Annotated in this window: 16 protein-coding genes and 1 tRNA gene; 1 reads left to right on the forward strand and 16 read right to left on the reverse strand. The window is 65.1% G+C overall.

The window, feature by feature from the left end; translation table 11 throughout:
* Nucleotides 1-28: 28 nt before the first annotated feature.
* The 8 genes from C8C96_RS08730 to C8C96_RS08765 all read right to left on the reverse strand — a co-directional run bounded on the left by C8C96_RS08730 (nt 29) and on the right by C8C96_RS08765 (nt 10,410).
* Entirely contained in the window at nt 29-640 is a 612-nt protein-coding gene (locus C8C96_RS08730; protein WP_121942059.1) for a histone, read from the reverse strand.
* A gap of 187 nt (nt 641-827) precedes the next feature.
* On the reverse strand, nt 828-2,024 hold the full coding sequence (locus tag C8C96_RS08735; RefSeq protein WP_056066330.1) for a ribonucleotide-diphosphate reductase subunit beta: 1,197 nt from the start codon (nt 2,022-2,024) through the stop codon (nt 828-830).
* Between the two features lie 135 nt (nt 2,025-2,159).
* Complete coding sequence (locus tag C8C96_RS08740) at nt 2,160-5,099, reverse strand: ribonucleoside-diphosphate reductase subunit alpha (protein WP_121942060.1); 2,940 nt, start codon at nt 5,097-5,099, stop codon at nt 2,160-2,162.
* 376 nt (nt 5,100-5,475) lie between these two features.
* Nucleotides 5,476-6,105 (reverse strand): 1,6-anhydro-N-acetylmuramyl-L-alanine amidase AmpD, encoded by a 630-nt coding sequence (ampD, locus tag C8C96_RS08745; protein WP_056746905.1) that lies wholly within the window; start codon nt 6,103-6,105, stop codon nt 5,476-5,478.
* The gene (locus C8C96_RS08750) at nt 6,089-7,651 is read right to left on the reverse strand and encodes a sigma-54 dependent transcriptional regulator (protein ID WP_099729316.1); all 1,563 of its coding nucleotides are present in this window, start codon (nt 7,649-7,651) and stop codon (nt 6,089-6,091) included. The genes ampD and C8C96_RS08750 overlap by 17 nt, the downstream gene beginning before the upstream one ends.
* Nucleotides 7,652-7,662: 11 nt before the next feature.
* Nucleotides 7,663-9,366, reverse strand: a complete 1,704-nt coding sequence (locus C8C96_RS08755; RefSeq protein ID WP_121942061.1) for a nitrogen regulation protein NR(II) — start codon at nt 9,364-9,366, stop codon at nt 7,663-7,665.
* Nucleotides 9,367-9,388: 22 nt separating this feature from the next.
* Nucleotides 9,389-9,616, reverse strand: coding sequence for a PP0621 family protein (locus C8C96_RS08760; RefSeq protein ID WP_121942062.1), 228 nt, complete (start codon nt 9,614-9,616; stop codon nt 9,389-9,391).
* Nucleotides 9,613-10,410, reverse strand: coding sequence for an inner membrane protein YpjD (locus C8C96_RS08765; protein ID WP_121942063.1), 798 nt, complete (start codon nt 10,408-10,410; stop codon nt 9,613-9,615). Before C8C96_RS08765 ends, C8C96_RS08760 begins: the two co-directional genes overlap by 4 nt.
* A gap of 98 nt (nt 10,411-10,508) precedes the next feature.
* On the opposite strand from C8C96_RS08765, the gene ffh reads away from it, so the two are divergent.
* A complete protein-coding gene (ffh, locus tag C8C96_RS08770; RefSeq protein WP_121942064.1) occupies nt 10,509-11,888 on the forward strand; it encodes a signal recognition particle protein in 1,380 nt (459 codons plus the stop codon).
* Between the two features lie 134 nt (nt 11,889-12,022).
* Here ffh and mdoH read toward each other — a convergent pair whose 3' ends face one another.
* From mdoH to C8C96_RS08810, 8 genes are all read right to left on the reverse strand, one after another.
* Nucleotides 12,023-14,110 (reverse strand): glucans biosynthesis glucosyltransferase MdoH, encoded by a 2,088-nt coding sequence (gene mdoH, locus C8C96_RS08775; RefSeq protein ID WP_233584194.1) that lies wholly within the window; start codon nt 14,108-14,110, stop codon nt 12,023-12,025.
* Nucleotides 14,083-15,603, reverse strand: coding sequence for a glucan biosynthesis protein G (locus C8C96_RS08780; protein ID WP_121943939.1), 1,521 nt, complete (start codon nt 15,601-15,603; stop codon nt 14,083-14,085). The genes mdoH and C8C96_RS08780 overlap by 28 nt, the downstream gene beginning before the upstream one ends.
* A gap of 239 nt (nt 15,604-15,842) precedes the next feature.
* Nucleotides 15,843-17,255 carry a sigma 54-interacting transcriptional regulator gene (locus C8C96_RS08785; RefSeq protein ID WP_121942066.1) on the reverse strand — a complete coding sequence of 471 codons (1,413 nt, stop codon included), beginning with the start codon at nt 17,253-17,255 and terminating at the stop codon, nt 15,843-15,845.
* A gap of 14 nt (nt 17,256-17,269) precedes the next feature.
* Nucleotides 17,270-17,941, reverse strand: coding sequence for a hypothetical protein (locus C8C96_RS08790; RefSeq protein WP_233584195.1), 672 nt, complete (start codon nt 17,939-17,941; stop codon nt 17,270-17,272).
* Nucleotides 17,931-19,394 (reverse strand): ATP-binding protein, encoded by a 1,464-nt coding sequence (locus tag C8C96_RS08795; protein ID WP_121942067.1) that lies wholly within the window; start codon nt 19,392-19,394, stop codon nt 17,931-17,933. The genes C8C96_RS08790 and C8C96_RS08795 overlap by 11 nt, the downstream gene beginning before the upstream one ends.
* 43 nt (nt 19,395-19,437) lie before the next feature.
* Nucleotides 19,438-20,784, reverse strand: a complete 1,347-nt coding sequence (gene miaB / locus C8C96_RS08800; RefSeq protein WP_056066299.1) for a tRNA (N6-isopentenyl adenosine(37)-C2)-methylthiotransferase MiaB — start codon at nt 20,782-20,784, stop codon at nt 19,438-19,440.
* Nucleotides 20,785-20,885: 101 nt separating this feature from the next.
* Nucleotides 20,886-21,341: a hypothetical protein gene (locus C8C96_RS08805; RefSeq protein ID WP_056066296.1), complete on the reverse strand. Its 456-nt coding sequence runs from the start codon at nt 21,339-21,341 to the stop codon at nt 20,886-20,888.
* 168 nt (nt 21,342-21,509) lie between these two features.
* Nucleotides 21,510-21,586: transfer RNA gene (locus tag C8C96_RS08810), tRNA-Met, on the reverse strand.
* Nucleotides 21,587-21,605: the final 19 nt, after the last annotated feature.

The raw sequence follows: 21,605 nt of genomic DNA on the forward strand, positions 1-21,605 counted from the left end.
ACCGGGTTGAGCGCGTGGCGCGCCAGGATCAGGGCTTGTTGCCCGTAGGGAAAGGCCAGGCTGCCTGAGGGTTCAGCGTGGTTTGTGCTGCAGGGGCAGCGGCCGCAGGGGCAGGCGCCTTGGGGGCCTTCTTGGCCGGGGCAGCTTTCTTTGCGGGGGCTGCCTTGGCAGGTGCTGCGGCCTTCTTGGCTACTGCGGCCTTCTTGGCGGGAGCGGCTTTCTTTGCCGGTGCTGCTGCCTTCTTGGCGGGTGCAGCCTTCTTCGCAGCTACGGCCTTCTTGGCAGGAGCGGCTTTCTTTGCCGGTGCTGCTGCCTTCTTGGCGGGTGCAGCCTTCTTCGCAGCTACGGCCTTCTTGGCAGGAGCGGCTTTCTTTGCCGGTGCTGCTGCCTTCTTGGCGGGTGCAGCCTTCTTCGCAGCTACGGCCTTCTTGGCAGGAGCGGCTTTCTTTGCCGGTGCTGCTGCCTTCTTGGCGGGTGCAGCCTTCTTCGCAGCTACGGCCTTCTTGGCAGGAGCGGCTTTCTTTGCCGGTGCTGCTGCCTTCTTGGCAGGTGCAGCCTTCTTGGCGGCTACGGGTTTGGCCGTTGCAGCCTTTTTCGCGGGAGCAGCCTTCTTAGCGGCCGGTTTTTTCGCAGTTGCCATCATGTTCTCCTTGGGTCAATTTGCAAAGAGCACTTCCTGTCTGCAGTGGACAGAGAGCGATCCATGGAGATGGATGAAAACTCCATCTCCATGAACACGGGAACGCCCCGCAGGGCAGCGCTCTGCGGCGCTGTCGTTGCTGGGCGTGGTGTAAAAATCCATGGTGGTGTGGTCTGCAAAAAAGGCGCTAGTCCCAGGACAGCGCACCACCGGACTGGTATTCAATAACCCGGGTCTCGAAGAAGTTGCGCTCCTTCTTGAGATCGATCATCTCGCTCATCCACGGGAACGGGTTCTCTTCATTGGGGAACAGCGTCTCCAACCCGATCTGCGTGGCGCGGCGGTTGGCGATGTAACGCAGGTAGCCCTTGAACATGGAAGCATTCATGCCCAGCACGCCACGGGGCATGGTGTCTTCGGCGTAGCGGTACTCCAACTCGACGGCCTTGAGGAACAGTGCCTTGATCTCGGCCTTGAACTCTGCAGTCCACAGGTGGGGGTTTTCGAGCTTGAGCTGATTGATCAAGTCGATGCCGAAATTGCAGTGCATCGACTCATCGCGCAGGATGTATTGGTACTGCTCAGCAGCGCCGGTCATCTTGTTCTGGCGACCCAATGCCAGGATCTGCGTGAAGCCCACGTAAAAGAACAGGCCTTCCATCAGACACGCGAAAACGATCAGCGACTTGAGCAGGGTCTGGTCGGTCTCGGGCGTGCCGGTTTTGAACGACGGATCCATGATCGCTTCGATGAAGGGGATCAGGAATTCGTCCTTGTCGCGGATCGACTGGACTTCGTTGTAGGCGTTGAAGATTTCGCTTTCATCCAGACCCAGCGATTCGACGATGTACTGATACGCGTGGGTGTGAATCGCTTCTTCGAACGCCTGGCGCAGCAGGAACTGGCGGCACTCAGGGGCCGTGATGTGGCGGTACGTGCCCAGCACGATGTTGTTGGCGGCCAGCGAATCGGCGGTGACGAAGAAGCCCAGGTTGCGCTTGATGATGCGGCGCTCGTCTTCGGTCAGGCCGTTGGGGTCCTTCCACAACGCGATGTCACGCGTCATGTTCACCTCTTGGGGCATCCAGTGATTGGCGCAGGTGGCGAGGTATTTTTCCCACGCCCACTTGTACTTGAAAGGCACCAGCTGGTTGACGTCGGTCTGGCCGTTGATGATGCGCTTGTCGGCAGCGTTCACACGGCGGTGTGCTGCTGCGGCGACGGGTGTGGTGGTGGCGCTTGCTGCTGGGGCCGAGGTGCTCAAAGGCTGCAGCGAAGGCGTCTGGAAAGCGAGAGGCGGTTGTCCCACCTGGCGGTTGTTGGGCAGACCGCCGTCCAGTTGATTTTGCGATGAGGGCTTGACTTCTTCGTCCCAGGTCAACATAGATTTTCCAGTGTTCGGATTATGAAAGCAGTGCTGCGAAAAGGAAAGCACTGAAGCGTTGTGCAGCAAGGTTTTGTTGCTTCACAGCACCGGAGCAACGCCTCGGGCGAGCCCGATGCGTTGCTGGCAATGTGCTTACTGGCAGGCCTCGCAGCCAGGATCGTCGATGGCGCAGAACTTGACGTCCGTGGCTGGCACAGCTGCAGCCTGCTGAGAGGCCGTCGCGGCAGCGGCTTCTAGCGGGTTTTGCTTGGCCGCTGCGGTGGCTGAAGCTGCCGATGCGCCGCTGTCATTGCCCGATGACACTGCATTGAGCTGGCGTGTGTTCACGGTGCTCATTTCGACGTGCGTAGCGCTTTGGGTGCGCAGGTAGTAGGTGGTCTTGAGGCCGCGCACCCACGCCAGTTTGTAGGTGTCGTCGAGCTTCTTGCCCGACGCGCCGGCCATGTAGATGTTGAGGCTTTGCGCCTGATCGATCCACTTCTGGCGGCGTGATGCGGCTTCCACCAGCCACTGGGGTTCGACTTCGAAGGCTGTGGAGTAGAGCGCCTTGATGTCCTGGGGCACGCGGTCGATGGGGTGCAGCGAACCCTTGAAGTGCTTGAGGTCCATGATCATCACGTCATCCCACAGGCCCAGGCGCTTGAGGTCACGCACCAGGCCGCCGTTGATCACCGTGAACTCGCCCGACAGGTTGGACTTGACCGACAGGTTGCCGAACGAAGGCTCGATCGAGGCATCAACGCCAATGATGTTCGAGATGGTGGCCGTGGGGGCAATGGCGACGCAGTTGGAGTTGCGCATGCCGTCCAGTGCAATCTTCTTGCGCAGGGCATCCCAGTCCAGCGTGGACGAGCGGTCCACTTCCACATACCCGCCACGGGCCTGCGAGAGCATGTCCAGCGTGTCGAAAGGCAGGATACCGCGATCCCACAGCGAGCCCTTATAGCTCGAGTACTTGCCGCGCTCTTTGGCTAGCTCGGTGGACGCCCAATAGGCGTAGTAGCAGATGGCTTCCATCGACTTGTCGGCAAATTCCACCGCCTCTTGCGAGGCGTAAGGAATGCGCAGCGCATACAGGCTGTCCTGGAAAGCCATCACGCCCAGACCCACGGGGCGGTGGCGCAGGTTGGAGTCGCGGGCCTTGTTGACTGCGTAGTAGTTGATGTCGATCACGTTGTCCAGCATGCGCATGGCCACGGTGATGGTCTTCTTGAGCTTGTCGTGGTCGATCTGGCCGTTCTTGATGTGCTGCAGCAGGTTCACCGAGCCGAGGTTGCACACGGCAGTTTCGGTGTCGCTGGTGTTGAGCGTGATCTCGGTGCACAGATTAGAGGAATGCACCACACCGGCGTGCTGTTGGGGCGAGCGCACATTGCAGGCATCCTTGAACGTGATCCAGGGATGGCCGGTCTCGAACAGCATGGTGAGAATCTTGCGCCAGAGGTCCGTGGCCTGGATGGTCTTGGCGGGCTTGATCTCGCCGCGTGCAGCCTTTTCTTCGTAGGCCACATAGGCCTTTTCAAAGTCGGCGCCAAACAGATCGTGCAGGTCGGGCACGTTAGAAGGGGAGAACAGCGTCCAGGTGCCCTTTTCCATCACGCGGCGCATGAACAGGTCAGGGATCCAGTTGGCCGTGTTCATGTCGTGCGTGCGGCGGCGATCGTCGCCGGTGTTCTTGCGCAGTTCCAGGAACTCTTCGATGTCCAGGTGCCAGGTTTCCAGGTAGGTGCAGACGGCGCCCTTGCGCTTGCCGCCCTGGTTCACGGCCACGGCCGTGTCGTTGACCACCTTGAGGAAGGGCACCACGCCCTGCGATTCGCCGTTGGTGCCCTTGATGTGCGAGCCCAGGGCGCGCACGCGGGTCCAGTCGTTGCCCAGGCCACCAGCAAACTTGGACAACAAGGCGTTTTCCTTGATCGACTCGTAAATGCCATCGAGGTCGTCGGGCACCGTGGTCAGGTAGCAGCTCGACAGCTGCGAGCGCAGCGTGCCGCTGTTGAACAGCGTGGGGGTGGACGACATGAAATCGAACGACGAGAGCACTTCATAGAACTCGATGGCCCGGACTTCGCGGTCGGTTTCGTTGAGCGCCAGGCCCATGGCCACGCGCATGAAGAAGGCTTGGGGCAGCTCGATGCGGGTCTTCTTGACGTGCAGGAAGTAGCGGTCGTACAGCGTCTGCAGGCCCAGGTAGTCGAACTGCAGGTCGCGCTCGGCCTTGAGCGCGGCGCCCAGGCGGTTCAGGTCGTATTGCTTGAGCAGGCGCTCGTCCAGCAGCTCGTTGTCCACCCCCTTCTGAATGAAGGTGGGGAAATAGTCCTTGTAGGCCTGGCCCATGTTGCTCTGGGCTACGTCACGCCCCAGCACCTCGCGCACGATGGTGTGCAGCAGCAGGCGGGCCGTGGCGTAGGTGTAGTCAGGATCTTTTTCGATCAGGGTGCGGGCCGCCAGAATGGAAGCCTTGTAGACCTCGTCCATGGGAACGCCGTCATACAGGTTGCGCATGGTCTCTGCGACGATGGGGGCTGCCTGGATGTCGGCGCCCAGGTTGGCGCAGGCCGACTCGATCAAGGCGTGCAGGCGCAGGATGTCCAGCTGCACGCGTTGGCCGTTGTCGATCACGTGCAGCACCGGGGTGGCGGGTGCTAGCTGTTCCAGGTGGTGAGCGCGCTCCTGCGTGCGGCGCTCGCGGTACAGCACGTAGGCACGGGCGACTTCATGGTGCTCGCCGCGCATCAGGCCCAGCTCGACTTGGTCCTGCACATCTTCAATGTGGAAGGTGCCGCCGCCAGGACGCGAGCGCATGAGGGCGCGGACCACGTTCTGGGTGAGCGTGTCCACTACCTCACGCACGCTGGCAGAGGCAGCGCCCTGCGTGCCGTGCACTGCCAGAAACGCCTTCATCATCGCCACCGCAATTTTTTGGGGCTCGAACGGCACCACCGCGCCGTTGCGGCGAATGATCTGGTAATGCGTGAGCGGGTGCCCGGAAGCTGCGGCCGCTGCAGCGTGCGTGGCGGCATCCGCAGAAGCGGTGGGCGATGGGGAAGGCGTGTTCAAAGCAGCTTGCATGGGGGTCCTCTTCTGTGGGCTGTCTGGAGTGGGCGTGCGGCCTGGAGTGCCGCCGCAGTGTGTGGGTGCTGCACCGGACTTCAGTCTGGTGCACACTATATATGGTGTGTCGAGGCGGTTCAAGACACTACCGGTAGTGTACCGCCGGAATGAGTCCCCAAAACCGAAACAGCATGTTCTCAACCCCGTTGCGTACGCAACCGGTGCCTGTGGCGAGCCCTTGTGAATGCGATGTGGGCGATGCAAAACCGTGCAGTGGCGTACCTTGGCGGCGGATTTCCTGCGCCAGGCCGCGCAGCGCTTGGCTGCAAAAATATGTGCAAGCGCACAAAGAAAAAATGTCTTGATGCGCCCGTACGACAGTGAAAGTGCGGCGTCAGCGAAGCTGCAAGGGGTCCGCCCGCGTGTTCAGCGGGAATCGCTGCGCGGGCCAGTCCAACGCCCCTTGCAGTCGTGGCCAGTCAAAGCCCGGGCCTGGGTCCAACTTACGTCCCGGGGCAATGTGTTCATGCCCTGCGATGTGCTCGATGGGATAGCGCAGCGCAATGTCCTGGCAGACCCTGGCCAGGGTTTCGTACTGTGCCGACTCGAAGTGCAGGCCCTCCAGGCCTTCCAGTTCAATGCCGATGGAATCGTCGTTGCACTGGCTCCTCCCCCGGTAGAACGATTGCCCGGCATGCCAGGCGCGCAGGTCGCAATCCACAAACTGCCACAGCACCCCGGTGCGCTCGATGAAAAAATGCGCGGAGACCTGCAATCCGCGGATGCCCTGGTAGTAGGGGTGCGCATCCCAGTCCAGGGTGTTGGTGAACAGCTGTTGCACGGCACCGCCGCCGTATTCGCCCGGCGGCAGGCTGATGGAATGCACCACGATCAGATCGACTTGCGAGGTCTGTACCGGGCGCGGCCCGTGGTTCGGAGATGCTAGCCGCTGAGCGGTCCTGTACCAGCCGCCCTCCCAGGGCGCCATGTCTGCCGCTGGTGCACTGTCAGCCCAGTTCGTCATGCGGGTCCTGGTCATTGGGCACGGCGATGTTCAGACGGGCGATGCGGTAGCGAATCTGGCGCAGGCTGATGCCCAGGCGTGCGGCTGTGGCGGTACGGTTGAACCCGGCTTCTTTCAGCGCGCGGATCAGGATCTCCCGCTCCTGCTGGTCCAACCAGGCCTGCAGGTCGCTGGGCAGTGGCACCGTGCAGCCGTTGGCCAGGGGCTGAGGGCCCTGGCCTGTGTCTGCAGACGTCGAAGCGTGGGGCCCGGCAGAGAAGGCGGCGGACACCGCCGATCCCTCTGGCGCGGGCACAAGCGTGGGCGGTGCTAGGCGTGCCATCTGCACATCTGACGCGCCGCTTGGCGCATCCACCTGCAACTCGTCCCCGTCGCTCAATGCCACTGCGCGGTGCAGCAGATTTTCCAGCTCGCGGACATTTCCGGTCAGCGGGTGGGCGGCAATGGCGTTCAGTGCCCGGTCGGTGAGTTGGGGCACCGGCATGCCCGACTCGTGGGCAATGCGGGTGAGCAGCGCTGCGCACAGTGCGGGCAGGTCCTCGCGGCGCTCGCGCAGCGGCGGGATGACGATCTCGATCACATTGAGCCGGTAGTACAGGTCCTGGCGGAACCGGCCGGCCTGCACATCGGCCGCCAGATCGCGGTGGGTGGCGCTCACAATGCGCACATCCACCGTCTCTTCCTGGGTGGAGCCGAGTGGCCGCACGCTGCGCTCCTGGATGGCGCGCAGCAGCTTGGACTGCATGGCCAGCGGCAGGTCGCCGATTTCGTCGAGGAACAATGTGCCCCCGCGTGCGGCCTGGAAGTAGCCGTCACGGTCTTGCGACGCGCCGGTGTAGGAGCCCTTGCGGGCGCCAAAAAATTCAGCTTCCAGCAGGTTCTCGGGGATGGCCCCGCAGTTCACCGCGACCAGGGGCCCGTCAGCACGCTGGCTGCTGGCGTGCAGGGCTTGGGCCACCAGCTCCTTGCCCGTGCCCGACTCGCCATGGATCAGCACCGGCGCCATGCCACGCGATACCTTGGCCACGCGCTGCTTGACGTTGCGGATGGCATCAGACTCGCCCACCAGGCGGTCCAGGGCGGCGTTGGCGCCACCGAATTCGTTACCTACCGCCGCGTTGGCCGAGCGGCTCGACCCGCTGGTGCGCGCTGCACGCGGAGGCGGAACGCCGCCGGTACCCTGGATGGCCGATGCCACCACCGAGCGGAACTGCTTGAGATCCACGGGTTTGGTGAGGTAGTCGAAGGCCCCGGCGCGCAGCGCCTCGACCGCGTTCTCTGCCGAGCCGTAGGCGGTCATGACCACGCAGCGTTCGCGCCGTTGCTGGTCGCGCAGGTCCTGCAGCAGCTCCATGCCAAACCCGTCGGGCAGCCGCATATCGGTAATCACGGCGTCAAAGCGGTGGGCCTTGAGTTGATCACGCGCCTCCTGGACGCTCGACGCGGTCTCGACCCGGTACCCCTCGCGCAGCAGGGTGAGCTCGTACAGGGTGCGCAGATCGGGTTCGTCGTCAACGACAAGGATGGAGGCGGCAGGGGCGTTCATGGAGGCGGCAGTCAGACCACGATGGTGTCAAACAAGGAGGCATTGTCGGCGGGGCGGGTCGTGCGGCGGAAGCCCACAGTAAAGGCGTTGCCTCCGATGTCACCGCGTGCGGTGTGGCGGTTCAGGCGCTGGTAGCTGATTGAGGCGCCATGGCGCTGGCACAGCTCCCGGCAAATATAGAGACCCAAGCCGCTGGAGCGGCTCTCCGACGAGAAGAAGGGCTCGAACAAATGCCGCTCCACGGATTTGTCCATCGGGGCACCGTCGCTCCACACCTGCAGGCTGACCTGGCCAGCGGGCGTGTTGCGCGTGGTCACCGACAACGAGTCGGGCTCCGGTCCCATGTAGCGCAGGGCGTTGTCCAGCAGGTTGACGAGCACCCGACGCAGGTGCTCGGCGTCAAACTCCACCTGGGTGGCGCCCGTGTCCAGCGACACCAGGGCGCGCCGCCGGGCGGGGTCCTGGGCCTGCCAGTCGTTCCAGATCTGGGCGACCGTCTCGTCCAGCGCCACGGTCGAGGCAGGGGCATGGCTGATCTGGTGCTGTACGCGGGCAATGTCCAGCACCTCTTCGGCGATGCGGGCCAGGCGGTCGGCGTTTTGCTGCACCATGTGCGCCAGCCGTTTTTGTGCGGGGTCGTGCAGGTCTTCTTCCAGCAGGGCATTGGCCTGCACGATGGCCGCCAGCGGGTTGCGGATCTCATGGGCCACTGCGGCGGACATGCGGCCCATGGCCGCGAGTTTTTCGGTGCGCAGCCGCGCTTCCATTTCCCGCAGGTCGTGCAGGAACATCACGCACAGCCGCTCGGAGCGCGTTTGCAAGGCCGCGTTGCGGGTGGATGTGAGCCAGGTGCGCACATGCAGACCGGTGGGGCTCTGGCCTTCGTGCAGCAGATCGACGTCGGCCGTCTGCGGTTGTTCGTGCCGGAAGGTGCGCCGCGCCAGGATCACCAAGGGGTGCCAAGGAGCCGTGGATGTGAGGGCAAACGGCAACTCGGTCAGCGCCATGCCGCCCAGCAGCTGCAGCCCTGCCGGGTTGGCAATGCGCACCACATCGCTTTCGTCCACCACCAGCACACCATCGGTCAGATTCTGGATGACCAATGCACTGACCTGGGTCTGAACGCGCGCCGCCACCTGGCTTTGTTGTGCCACTTCCTGTTCGCGCGCCAGGCGGGTCGCCAGCTGGTGCACCAGGTAGCTCACGATGAAGTAGCCCGTGCCGGTCAGTGCGCTTTGCAGGTAGCGCTGCCCTTCGTCTCCCGTGCTGTACTGTCCCACCCACCAGGCCCAGCCCAACAGCAGCAGGGTGACCGCGGCAGTGGTGCCCAGGGCCAGCGTCAGCGTGCCCATCACCGCAGCGATCAAGATGGGCAGGCCGAACAGCGGCGTGTAGTTCATGGTGCCCGCATGCAAGAGCTGCAGCGCGGTGATCGCGGCCAGGTCCACCCCGATGGAGGGTAGCCACTGCGCCCCTGCGCTCGGCGAGGGTGGGCCCCGGCGCGAGAGCACACGCACGACCACCGTAGCCACCAGGTAGGCCACGCAGACCGCCAGCAGGGTGGGCCCCACCGCTTGATTGATGAGCTGCCCGGCACCTTGCAGCACCAGGAGCGCCAGGGCCACCATGACGCGGCCGGTGAGGAAACCCAGCCACAGCCGCGCGAAGGGCGCGTCTGCCGAAGGCGGCAGGGAACCTGCGGACACGGCTTGCATGGTCACAACGGGGCCGCGCCGCTCAGGCCGGGCCCAGGCGCCGGTGCTCGGCGCTGCAATAGGCCTGGCTGCCCAGCATCAGGGCTTCGGCCTGCGGGACGTGCACGCCGCAGTGCGCGCAGGCCAGCATGTCTTGCGGCAGGGCCGGCGGTGTGGGGCGCGCCTTGGGCACTGCGGCATCAGGAGCACGGCGACTGCGCCAGATACCCACCGCCACCGCGATGACGACCAACAAGACCAGGTATTTCATGTGCTGCGGCCCAGAACAACTTCCAATACAAAACGCGAGCCCACATAGGCCAGCAGCAACAGGGCCGAGCCCGCATACAACACACGCACCGCATTGCGGCCCCGCCAGCCAAACCGCGCGCGGCCCAGCAGCAGGGTGGCGAAGGTCAGCCACGAGAGCATCGAGAACACGGCCTTGTGGTCCCACCGCCAGGCCCGGCCATACAGCGTCTCGCCAAACAGCCACCCGGCCATCAAGGTGGCGGTGAGCAGGACAAACCCTGCCGTCACGAACCGGAAGGTCAGTCGCTCCAGGGTGAGCAGCGGGATGCCGCTGTGCGGGTCTTCGGCCTGTCGGATGTGGCGTTCGGCGCGTGTCATGAGCCAGGCGTGCACGACGGCGGCTGCAAACAGCCCATAGCACGCAATGCCCAAGGCCAGGTGCAAGGGCAGCCAGGCCGATGCAGCCACGTGCAGGGGCTGCCCCGGGAACAACATGGCCAGCACAATGGCTGCCGCGCCCAGGCCTGCCAGCACCCAGCGCGACTGCATTTGCGGAAACAACTGCCGCTCCACGGCATACACCGTGAGCACCAGCCATGCAGTCATCGACAGCGCGGGCGCAAAACCGAACCGGGGCGCTTCGCCCCACAGGCCCCACACCAGCACGGCGCCATGCAGCAACCACGCCACCAGCAGTGCATTGCGCGCCGCTGCGGCCCCCAGGCGGGAGGCTGCGGCGGCAGGCACGGCATAAGCCACGGCAGCGGCCAGGGCCAGCAGCCAACTGACCGGAGAGCTACTCGTTAAAATCATGGGCACAGTTTAGCCTTTCGCCCACCGCCAGCGCCCTGGCGGGGCCGCGCGCACAACGCCGTTGTTGACGGCGCGCAGCCAATACCGGAAACACCCCTATGGCCTCCGCCCTTACCGACAAACTCACGCGCCTCGTCAAGGAGATGCGTGGCCAGGCCCGCATCACCGAGTCCAATGTCACGGACATGCTGCGCGAAGTGCGCATGGCGCTGCTCGAAGCCGACGTGGCCCTGCCCGTGGTGCGCGACTTCATCGCCCGCGTCAAGGAAAAGGCCCTGGGCCAGGAGGTGCTGGGTTCGCTCAAGCCCGGGCAGACGCTGGTCAGCATCGTCAACCGCGAACTGGCCGCCACCATGGGCGAGGGCGTGGCCGACATCAACCTGGCCGCCCAGCCGCCCGCCGTCATCCTGATGGCCGGCCTGCAAGGTGCGGGCAAGACCACCACCACGGCCAAGCTGGCCAAGCACCTGATTGAAAAGCGCAAGAAGAAGGTGCTGACTGTGTCGGGCGACGTGTACCGCCCGGCCGCCATCGAGCAGCTCAAGACCGTGACCAAGCAGGCCGGTGCCGAATGGTTTCCCAGCACGCCCGACCAGAAGCCGCTTGACATTGCCCACGCCGCGCTGGACTACGCCAAGAAGCACTACTTTGACGTGCTGCTGGTCGATACGGCCGGTCGCCTGGCCATCGACGAAGCCTTGATGAAGGAAATCAAGGACCTGCACGCCGCGCTGAATCCGGTCGAAACCTTGTTCGTGGTCGATGCCATGCAGGGCCAGGACGCCATCAACACCGCCAAGGCCTTCAAGGAGGCGCTGCCCCTCACCGGCATCGTGCTCACCAAGCTGGACGGCGACTCGCGCGGCGGTGCCGCGCTGTCCGTGCGCCAGATCACGGGGGCTCCGATCAAGTTTGCCGGTGTCTCGGAGAAGATCGAAGGCCTGGAAGTGTTCGACGCAGAGCGCCATGCGGGCCGCATCCTGGGCATGGGCGACATCGTGGCGCTGGTGGAGCAGGTGACGGCCGGGGTGGACATGGAGGCCGCACAAAAGCTGGCGGCCAAGGTCAAGAGCGGTGACGGGTTCGACCTGAACGACTTTCTCTCGCAGATCCAGCAGATGAAGCAGATGGGAGGGCTCTCCAGCTTGATGGACAAGCTGCCCTCCCAACTCACCGCCAAGGCGGGTTCGCTGGACATGGACAAGGCCGAAAAAGACATCAAGCGCAAGGAAGGCATCATCCAGAGCATGACGCCCCTGGAGCGCCGCAAGCCCGAACTCATCAAGGCCACGCGCAAGAAGCGCATCGCCAACGGGGCGGGTGTGCATGTGCAGGAAGTCAACCGCCTGCTCAAGGAGTTCGAGCAGATGCAGGGCATGATGAAAAAGATGAAGGGCGGCGGCCTGATGAAGATGATGAAGAAGATGGGCGGCATGAAGGGCATGGGCGGCGGAGGCATGCCCAAGATGCCTTTCTGAAGGGTTTTCAAGCCTTTTTGGCACCAGGCGCTACAACCATATGCCTGGAGTGCTATGAAAATATGAGTGAATAAAAAAGCCGACATGCGTCGGCTTTTTTTGTGGGTCGGTGGATGGTGGCTCTGCGCGGTGCCTCAGGCTGCTTGCAACGCCACGGGCCGTGCCAGCCGGCTGGCGTGCAACCAGGCACGGCGCAGTACTGGAGGGGACCACGACTCCTCGGGAATCAGCAGCAGTCGCTGGGCACGCAGCGCCCGGCCCAGTGCGATCTGGCTGGTCCACACCGCCAGCGGAATCGCCAGCGCCAGCGGCAGGCCCACGGGCATCAGCCACAACAGCGCGCTGCTGTCGATCAGCGCTACGCCCGCAGCCAGCAGGGCGATCACCGCGCTCATGGGAGCGAGCTGGCGCACGGCGTGGCGCCAGGGCACGGCATGGGCTTCGCGCGGGGGCGACTTCCACTCCAGCTTCAGGCCGGTCAACGCGATCAACACAAACAACGAATGCGCCAGCATGCGCACCGGCGCCTGCAGGATGGCCATCACGCTCTCCAGCACGGCGCTCTTGAGCAGGCTGAAAGCGCCGCCGTACTGCTTTTGCTCGCGGCGCATGAACACTGCGGCCACGCCCAGGATGCGCGGCAAGAACAGCAGGCACAAGGTCCAGACCCACAGGGCGAGCAGCTCGGCAGGCAGGATGTGCCAGTCCGCTACCAGCTTGGCGCCCGATAGCCACAGCGCTGTACCGAGAGTCATGAAGGCCAGCCACAGCGGCGCCGACAGATAGGCCATGGCACCGGTGACGAACATGGACCGGTGCACCGCGTGGATGCCGGGCTCGGCCATCAGGCGCGCGTTTTGCAGGTTGCCCTGGCACCAGCGGCGGTCGCGCTGCAGCTCGGCCAGCAGGTCGGGCGGCTGTTGCTCATAGCTGCCGATCAGGTCGCCTACCAGCCACACGTGGTAGCCCGCGCGGCGCATGAGGGCGGCTTCCACAAAGTCGTGCGACATGATGCCGCCGGCCAGGCCCCCCTTGCCGGGGATGGGCGCCAGCGCGCAGTGCTGCATGAACGGTGCCACGCGGATGATGGCGTTGTGGCCCCAGTAGTGCGATTCGCCCAGCTGCCAGTACTGCATGCCCAAAGTGAACAGGCGACCCGTAACGCGCGAGGCAAACTGCTGCGCGCGGGCGTGCAGCGTCACATGGCCGATGGCCTGCGTAGCGGTCTGGATGATGCCAGCCGTGGGGTTGGCTTCCATCAGCTTGGCCATGGAGACGATGCAGTCGCCGCTCATCACGCTGTCGGCGTCCAGCACCACCATGTAGCGGTAGTCCTTGCCCCAGCGACGGCAGAAGTCGGCCACGTTGCCCGACTTGCGGTGGGTGCGGCGTGTGCGCAGGCGGTAGTACACCTGCACCTGGGGTTGCTGGCTGTGCTGCGCCAGGGCGCTGCGCAGCTCTTCCCAGGCGGCGCGCTCGGCGCGGGCAATGGCGGGGTCGTTGCTGTCGGAGAGCACAAACACATCGAACGTGGTGCCGTGGCCGGTGGCGGCCACCGACTCGCAGGTGGCGCGCAGCCCGGCAAACACGGTGGCCACGTCTTCGTTGCAGATCGGCATGATGATGGCAGTGCGGGCGTCGGAAGCCAGCGCGTGATCTGCCACGCTGCGTGCCGACAACGCATGCCGGTCGCCGCGCAACATCACCCAAAAGCCCATGAGTCCGGTCAAAAAGCCGGTCACCACCCAGGCGGACAGCAGCGCAAACAACGCAATCTGGCCGTAGCCCAGCCACGCGTTTTCATAGTCGGGCTGCACGCTGGCAAACAGGGTGCTGGCCAGTGCGGTGGTCAGCACGGTGAGCAGCGCAAACGTCCAGCGGCGGCGCTGCGCTGCGCCTTGCCAAGCGGCGGTGGATTCAGCGGGAGCTTGTGCCACCGTAGTCGATGCGGGTTGCGGAGATGTAAGGCCTGTCAGGCGCAGCAGCACGGCGGTGCCTACGCTGTTCCAGAAGCCGCGCCAGGGCAGGGGCACCATGGAGCCGCGGTGCAGGGGCGGTGCCGTCACCGCATTGGGGTGACGCTCTTCGCGCAACGTGCTGCGTCGGCTGGGGGTTGGCCGGGGGTAGGCCACACCGCGCCGCGCGACCACGGCCGGGCCTGTGGATGCGTGGGTGCCGTGGGGGTCATGAGGGCTTACTCGGGAAGACTGATGTGCGTCCATGTTTCACTCACAGCGTGGTTATCGTGTTGGAGAAAAGCGCGCAGCTCTACTGGCCGGTCGGCCTGCAGGCGCTGGATGCGAAAGGTCATGCGCCACCCGCCGGTGGCGGGGTTGCGGTAGGCAATGTTTTCCAGCACCTTGCCGTTGGCATCGCTGGTCACTACGGCCTTCACACTGGCTTCGGCAGGCAGGGCCTTGAGGGCAGGGCCCTCGAAATCGACCACGTACTGCACCTGCTGGCGCAGTTCCTGGGCCGACAACTTGGTGTAGCCCATGCCGCGGCGCGACTGGGTGGCCCAGGCGCTGGGTGGGCGCTGCTGCTCATCGCCCTGCCAGCTCAGTTCATAGGCAAGTTCCAGCGGCTGGCCGGGGGCTGGCATCTGGGCGGGCACCCAATACGCCACGACGTTGTCGTGGGTTTCATCCGGGGTGTTCAGCTGCACCAGCTCCACGCGGCCGGCCCCCCAGTCATGCAGCGGGCGCACCCAGGCGCTGGGGCGGCGTTCGTAGCGGGCTTCCACATCCTCGTAGCTGCTCCACTGGCGGTCGCGCTGCATCAGACCAAAGCCTTTTGGGTTCCTGGTGGCGAACGAGGTGACCAGCGTCTGCCGGGGGTTCTGCAGCGGGCGCCACAGCCATTCGCCCTCGCCCGTGGCGACCATGAGGCCGTCGGAGTCATGCACTTCGGGGCGGAAGTCTTCCTTGCGTGGCTGGTTCTCGCCAAAGAAGAACATGCTGGTCAGCGGCGCAACGCCCAGTGTGGCGACGGGTGGGTTGCCAGAAGCGGCTCGCACAAAAATGCGGCTGCGCACCGTGGTGGTGGTCTGCGCGCCGGGCTGGATGTCGAAACGGTAGGCGCCCGTGGCGCGTGGCGAGTCGAGCAGTGCATACACCGTGACCTGGGTGGACAGCGGGTCGGGCCGTACCAGCCAGAACTCGGTGAAGCGGGGAAATTCCTCGCCCCGGCCGCCCATGGTGTCGATGGCCAGCCCGCGCGCCGACAGGCCGTACTGCTGGCCTTTGCCCAGAGCGCGGAAGTAGCTGGCGCCCTGGAAGACCACCAGCTCGTCCTTGTAGGCACTGGAGTTCAGGTGGTTGTGCAGACGAAAGCCTGCAAAGCCCAGGTCGCCCCAGGCCTCGGGCCGCAGCTGGTTCTTGCCGTAGTCAAAGTCCGCGCGGCTGTAGGGGATGTGGCGCACGCCCTGCGGCGTCACCTCGTTGATCAGCACCGGCTCTTTCTGGTACAGCCCCAGATGGAAGAACATGGCCTCGTAGGGCAGCTTGTCGGCCCGCCACAGGGCGCGATCGGGGCGCCAGCGGATGTCGCGCACCTGGTCGTAGTTGAGCTGTGCGAGGTCGGCCGGGAGCTTGTCGCTCACGGGTCGGTAGGGTTGGCTGGCGCGGTCGCGGGCGAGGCGGGTCACGCTCTCGAAGTCAAAGCCCTGTGCGTGCGCGCCGCCGGCCAGCAGGAGCAGGGCGGTGGCCAGGGCCATTGCGGGCCCTGCGCGCCTGCCGATCTGGCGAAAAAAGGAGGGAAAAACTGCGTGCATGCCGGGCATAGGGCAAACCCTGTGCCAGCTGCAAAAAAAGCTTTGAAATCAATGGTTTGGAGAGGGCTCTGCGTGTAAGCAGTTGTGCAATGGCATGTAAGCGCCACTCGGCCCCCGTTTTTTGTCGCCGGATGGCGACAAGGGGTGGGTGCTTTGATAAAAACACCATGTAAATCAATGACTTACTCGTGTCGCTCATCCACGACATCGTCAATGTCGCCTGCATCCTGCTTGAACTGTCCAGGCGTCAGCGCGTGCTTTTGCAGCAGGCGGTAAAACTCGGTGCGGTTGCGTTGCGCCAGCCGCGCCGCATCGGCCACATTGCCGTCGGTCATCTTGAGCAGTCCCACCAGGTACTCGCGCTCGAAACGCTGGCGGGCCTCTGCAAAGCTCAGCACCTGGGTGGACGGGGTGCGCAGCGCGCGCTGCACCAGTGTCAGCGGCACCAGGGGGGTGGTGGACAGGGCGCACACCTGCTCAACCACGTTGTAGAGCTGGCGCACGTTGCCTGGCCAGGCGGCGGTGGTCAGTGCCTTGAGCGCCTCAGGCGCAAAGCCGGACAGGCGCTTGTCGTATTTGCGGGACAGGCGGTCCAGAAAGTGGTTGGCCAGCAGCGCGATGTCCTCGCGCCGCTCGGCCAGGGTGGGCAGCACCAGCGACACCACGTTCAGCCGGTAATACAGGTCCTCGCGGAACTGCGCGCTGGCCATGGCGGCCTCCAGGTCCCGGTGCGTGGCCGAGATGATGCGCACGTCGATGGGCGTGGCCTGGCTGGCACCCACGGGGCGCACGGCGCGCTCCTGCAGCACCCGCAGCAGCTTGACCTGCAGGGCCGGGGGCATGTCGCCAATCTCGTCCAGCAGCAGGGTGCCGCCATCCGCCGCCTGGAACAGCCCCTTGTGGTTGCTCACCGCATCGGTGAAGGCGCCCTTGACGTGGCCGAACAGCTCGGACTCCAGCAGCGCCTCGGGGATGGCGCCACAGTTGACGGCCACAAACGGACGCGCCGCACGCGGGCTGGCGCGGTGGATGGCGCGCGCCAGCAGCTCCTTGCCCGAGCCGCTGTCGCCGCGCAGCAGCACGCTGGCGTCGGACTGGGCGACCATGTATGCCTCGGACAGCAGGTCCGTCATGCGGTGCGACCGGCTCACGATCTCTGCCCGCCAGTCCTCGTCGGCATGCGGCTGCGCAACGGCAGGGGCGCTGAGCGCCAGCGCCTGCGCAATCTTCTCCAGCAGCTCCTTGCCGTCGTAGGGCTTGGTGAGGTAGGTAAACACCCCGCGCGACGTGGCCTCCACCGCATCGGGAATGGTGCCGTGTGCGGTCAGCAGGATCACGGGCAGTGAGGGGTGGCGGGCGCGCACTTCGTCAAACAGGGCCAGGCCGTCGCGCCCAGGCAGGCGCACATCGCTCAGCACGAGCTGCGGGCGGGCAATGTCCAGATGCGCCAGTGCCGCTTCGGCCGAGCTCACGGCCACCACGTCGTGCCCGGCGGCTTTCAGGCGCAGCGACAGCAGCCGCAGCATGTCGGCGTCGTCGTCCACCACCAGGATGCGGGCAGGTGGGGCGGCGCGGGTGGGGGCGGAAGAGGGCATGGCGGGTAGGTCGGTCAGGGGGCGGGCCGTGGCGCCGCGCCATTGCTCGCTGCAGGCGCGGCGGGGGCGGAGGGTGACGGTGCTGGGCGCGTGCTCAGGCTGCGCTCGATGGCGCGGACGGCCTCCAGGCGTTCGCTGAGCTGGTCATTGCGGCGTTGGCTGTCGCGCAGCTGCTGGGCCTGGCGGTCGAGCTGATCCTCCAGCCGGCGTTGTTGCAGCAGCCGGGCCTCCAGCAGCCGGGCCAGCGGGTGCAAGGGTTGCGCTGCGGCGCCGGTGTTGCCCAGCACGCGCTGCACCAGGCCCAGCGCACGGGCGGTATCTACGGCCTGGCGCGTTTGTGCCAGGGCCGTGGCCAATAGCAACGGCGTGTCGGCCGTGGCGTCCTCCGCTTCGCTCAGTCGGGCAATTTCCCTGGCGAGTTCTGCCGGGGGCAGCTTGAGTACACGGTCTGTCTGGGCCAGGAGCAGGGCAACAGGGGCGTTGTTATCGGTCTCCGTACCGCGTGCTTCGGTGGCGCCGACTTCGATCACCGGAGCTACAGGCACGGCAATGATCATGGCCACCGGAGTTGGTTTGGAGGGGGCAGGTGGGGGCGCGGTGGTGGCGCAGCCTGCCAGCACGGCGCCCAGGGCAAGCAGCGGCCATCGCAGCGCGTGGGAGGACAGAGGGGGAGTGCTAGGCGGCATGGGGAAGTTCGATGCGAAAGAAGGAGTGTGCGCCTTCGTCCACCAGGCGCACGCTGCCGCCATGGGCCTGCACATATTCCTGCACGATGGACAACCCGATGCCGGTGCCGCGCACGGCATCGTCCGGTTGGCGAACACCCCGGTAAAAGGGTTCAAACACGCGGTCGCGGTCCACCCGGTCCACGCCGGGCCCCTGGTCGAAGACGTCCAGGCGCACCTGGCCGGGAGGTTGCGAGAGCACCAACCGCACCGTGCCCTGGGGAGGTGAAAAGCGGATGGCGTTGGACAGCAGATTGCTGACGGCGGAGGTGATCTTGTCGGCATCGACCAGCATGCGCACGGGCGACCCCTCTATCCGCACGGTCAGGCCCTTGGCCTGCCACTGCAGCCGCTGTGCCTCGACCTGGGCCTCCAGCAGGGCCAGCAGATCGGTGTCGCGCCGCTGCAGTTGCCGTGCCTCGAAGGCGGCGGCGTTGAAGCGCAGCAGGGCCTCGATCTCGCCCTGCAGCTGCAGCGTGTTGTGGTGCAGGATCTGCGCGACCTCGCGCTGGCCAGCGGTGAGTTCGCCCGTCACGCCGTCCTGCAGCAGCGCCACGCCCTCGCGCAGCGCGGCCAGAGGGGTCTTGAGTTCGTGGGAGACATGGCGCAGGAACCGCGCCTTGTCGGCATCCAGCTCCAGCAGTCGCAGCCGCAGCCATTCCAGCCGCTGGCCCAGCCGGCGCACGTCGTCCGGGCCGGAGATCAGCACCGGTTCGTCCAGCTGGTTTTCACCCAGCTGCCGGATGACGCCTTCGAGACGCTTGAACGGTCGCGCCAGCCAGATGCCCAGAGACAGTGCCAACACCAACGCCAGCACAATGGCGCCCACTACCTGGTGCGTCACGTTGCGGCGGCTGCTCTCCACCTGGTCCTGCAGCGCCTGGTTGCGTTGGGTGTTGATGTCCTGCACCGACTGCACCATGGTGCCGTGCAGGGTTTCCAGGGCCATAAATTCCTCGGCGACCAGGCGTTCATTGTCGAGCGCACGGTCTGGTGGTGCGTCCAGCAGGGTTTTGACGGCCTCCAGGTGGGTGCGCCACGCTTGCGTCTGCGCGGTCGGCAACCCTGCGGCCTGCAGGTGGTCCACTACGGTGAGCGCATCGACCGCCATGTCGTCGAAGCTGCGGCGCAGCGGCGCATCGCGCAGCACCAGGGACTGCCGCGCCGCACGTTCCAGGGCTTGCCCGCGCTGGTTCAGGCCTTGTGCGGCCGTGGCCAGTGCAGTGGCCTCGGCCGTGCCATGGCGGCTGAGCACCATGAGCTGCTCCAACGTGTGCAAGGCCCTCAGTGAGCTGACTCCCAGCAAGCCTGCAATCAGCACGAATGCCAGCAGCAACAGTTGCTGGAAGGAGAGGCCATGCAGCAGGCCTTCGGCGGGTGGCGGTGCCGTGGGTGGGGGGCTCTGGGTGGGCATTGCAGCCAGGTGGGTCGGCGTGCGCGGCGTCTGTGCCTGCGCGTCAGCCGGCCAGTGCGGCGGTTTCGTGCGTCAGCACCTCGCCGCGCAAGGTATAGGCCTTGGCCTCGGTGATGGTCACATCCACCATCTGACCCACCAGGCGGGGCTGGCCTACAAAGTTGACCACGCGGTTGCACTCGGTGCGGCCCATCAGTTCGGTGGCGTCGCGCTTGGAGGCACCTTCCACCAGTATGCGTTGTACCGTGCCCACGCGGCTTTCGCTGATGGACTTGATGTTGGCGTTGATGACGCCCTGCAGGTGCTGCAGGCGGCGCAGCTTCACGTCGTGCGGCGTGTCGTCGTGCAGGCCTGCCGCGGGGGTGCCGGGGCGGGGGCTGAAGATGAAGCTGAAGCTGTTGTCAAAGTGGATATCGTCGATGAGCTTCATCATCTTGTTGAAGTCGTCTTCCGTCTCGCCGGGGAAGCCTACGATGAAGTCGCTGCTCATGGCCAGGTCGGGGCGGATGGCGCGCAGCTTGCGCACCGTGCTCTTGTATTCCATGGCGGTGTAGCCGCGCTTCATGGCCATCAGGATGCGGTCGCTGCCGTGCTGCACGGGCAGGTGCAGGTGGCTGGCCAGCTTGGGCAGCTTGGCATAGGCCTCGATCAGCCGGGGTGTGAATTCGTTGGGGTGGCTGGTGGTGTAGCGGATGCGCTCAATGCCAGGGATGTCCGACACGTATTCGAGCAGCAGCGCAAAGTCGGCAATCTCTGCCGTGCCACCCATCTTGCCCAGGTAGGCATTCACGTTCTGGCCCAGCAGGGTGATTTCCTTCACGCCCTGGTCGGCCAGGCCCGCCACTTCGACCAGCACGTCGTCGAATGGGCGGCTCACCTCTTCGCCACGGGTGTAGGGCACCACGCAGTAGCTGCAATATTTGCTGCAGCCTTCCATGATCGACACAAAGGCCGACGCGCCTTCCACACGCGCGGGCGGCAGGTGGTCGAACTTCTCGATTTCGGGAAAGCTGATGTCCACCTGGGGCTTGTCCAGCCGTTCACGCTGGTTGAGCATCTCGGGCAGGCGGTGCAGGGTCTGGGGGCCGAACACCACGTCCACGTAGGGCGCGCGCTTGATGATCTCGGCGCCCTCCTGGCTGGCCACGCACCCGCCCACACCGATCTTCACGCCGCGTGCCTTCAGGTGCTTGATGCGGCCCAGGTCGCTGAAGACCTTTTCTTGCGCCTTCTCGCGTACCGAGCAGGTGTTGAAGAGGATGAGGTCGGCCTCGTCCACGTTCTGGGTGGGCTCGTAGCCTTGGGCGGCATTCAGCACGTCGGCCATCTTGTCCGAGTCGTACTCGTTCATCTGGCAGCCGAAGGTTTTGATAAAGACTTTTTTGGCCATGGCAATTTCGCAAGAGAGCAAGCAAACACCGCGCCCGGCATGGTGCGGAAACTGTGAATGTCACAACGGTGCGGTGGCTGTGCGGCCGCACCGGAAAGGAGTTACTTCAGGGCGGCGCCCGAGCCGGTCGTGATGTTGGTGACGATGGCGTCGCTGCCCTTGCGGGGCTGTGCGGCCTCGCTTTCGGTCAGGATCCATGCGGAATGCAGCATGCCGGTGCTGTTCTCCAGCACGTAGTTGACCTTGAAGGTCTGGCCCAGCACCGTGTGTGCCATGACCAAGGTGTTCTGGGGGCTGAAAAGCCGCATGCCGGGGGCCATGCGGATGGTCTTGCCATTGAGTGTGGCTTCGGATGCGGTGTTGATGCTCAGCGTGCCCCGCAGTGCGGCTTCGGGGAACGGGCGTGAGAGGCCCAGGCCTGGCTGGACTTGAGCCGAGGCCGGTGCCACGGCGCAGAGGGCCGCACAGGTCACCACGGCCATCCATGCGGCATGGAAAAAGCGGGGCCCCCGCTGGGCGGGGTAGCGGCTGGAAGAGGGTGTGGTGCAGCGGTTCATGGTTTACATCCAGGGGCTGAAGGCACAATTTTAGAAGGGGTTGCCAGCGTGGCATATCCCTCTGACAAGTCAAGCGGCTCTGTGCTTCGATGGGCACAGGAACAGGTTCTGAGGCTCGCCTGAAAGAAAAAACCCACAGTGGGTTGCCGCACTGTGGGTTTTTGTATTTGGTGGTCGTAGGTGGACTTGAACCACCGACATCAGCATTATGAATGCTGCGCTCTAACCAACTGAGCTATACGACCGAAAACCAGAATTATAGAA

This window comes from Acidovorax sp. 100 (assembly GCF_003688355.1).
GTDB lineage: Bacteria > Pseudomonadota > Gammaproteobacteria > Burkholderiales > Burkholderiaceae_C > Acidovorax > Acidovorax delafieldii.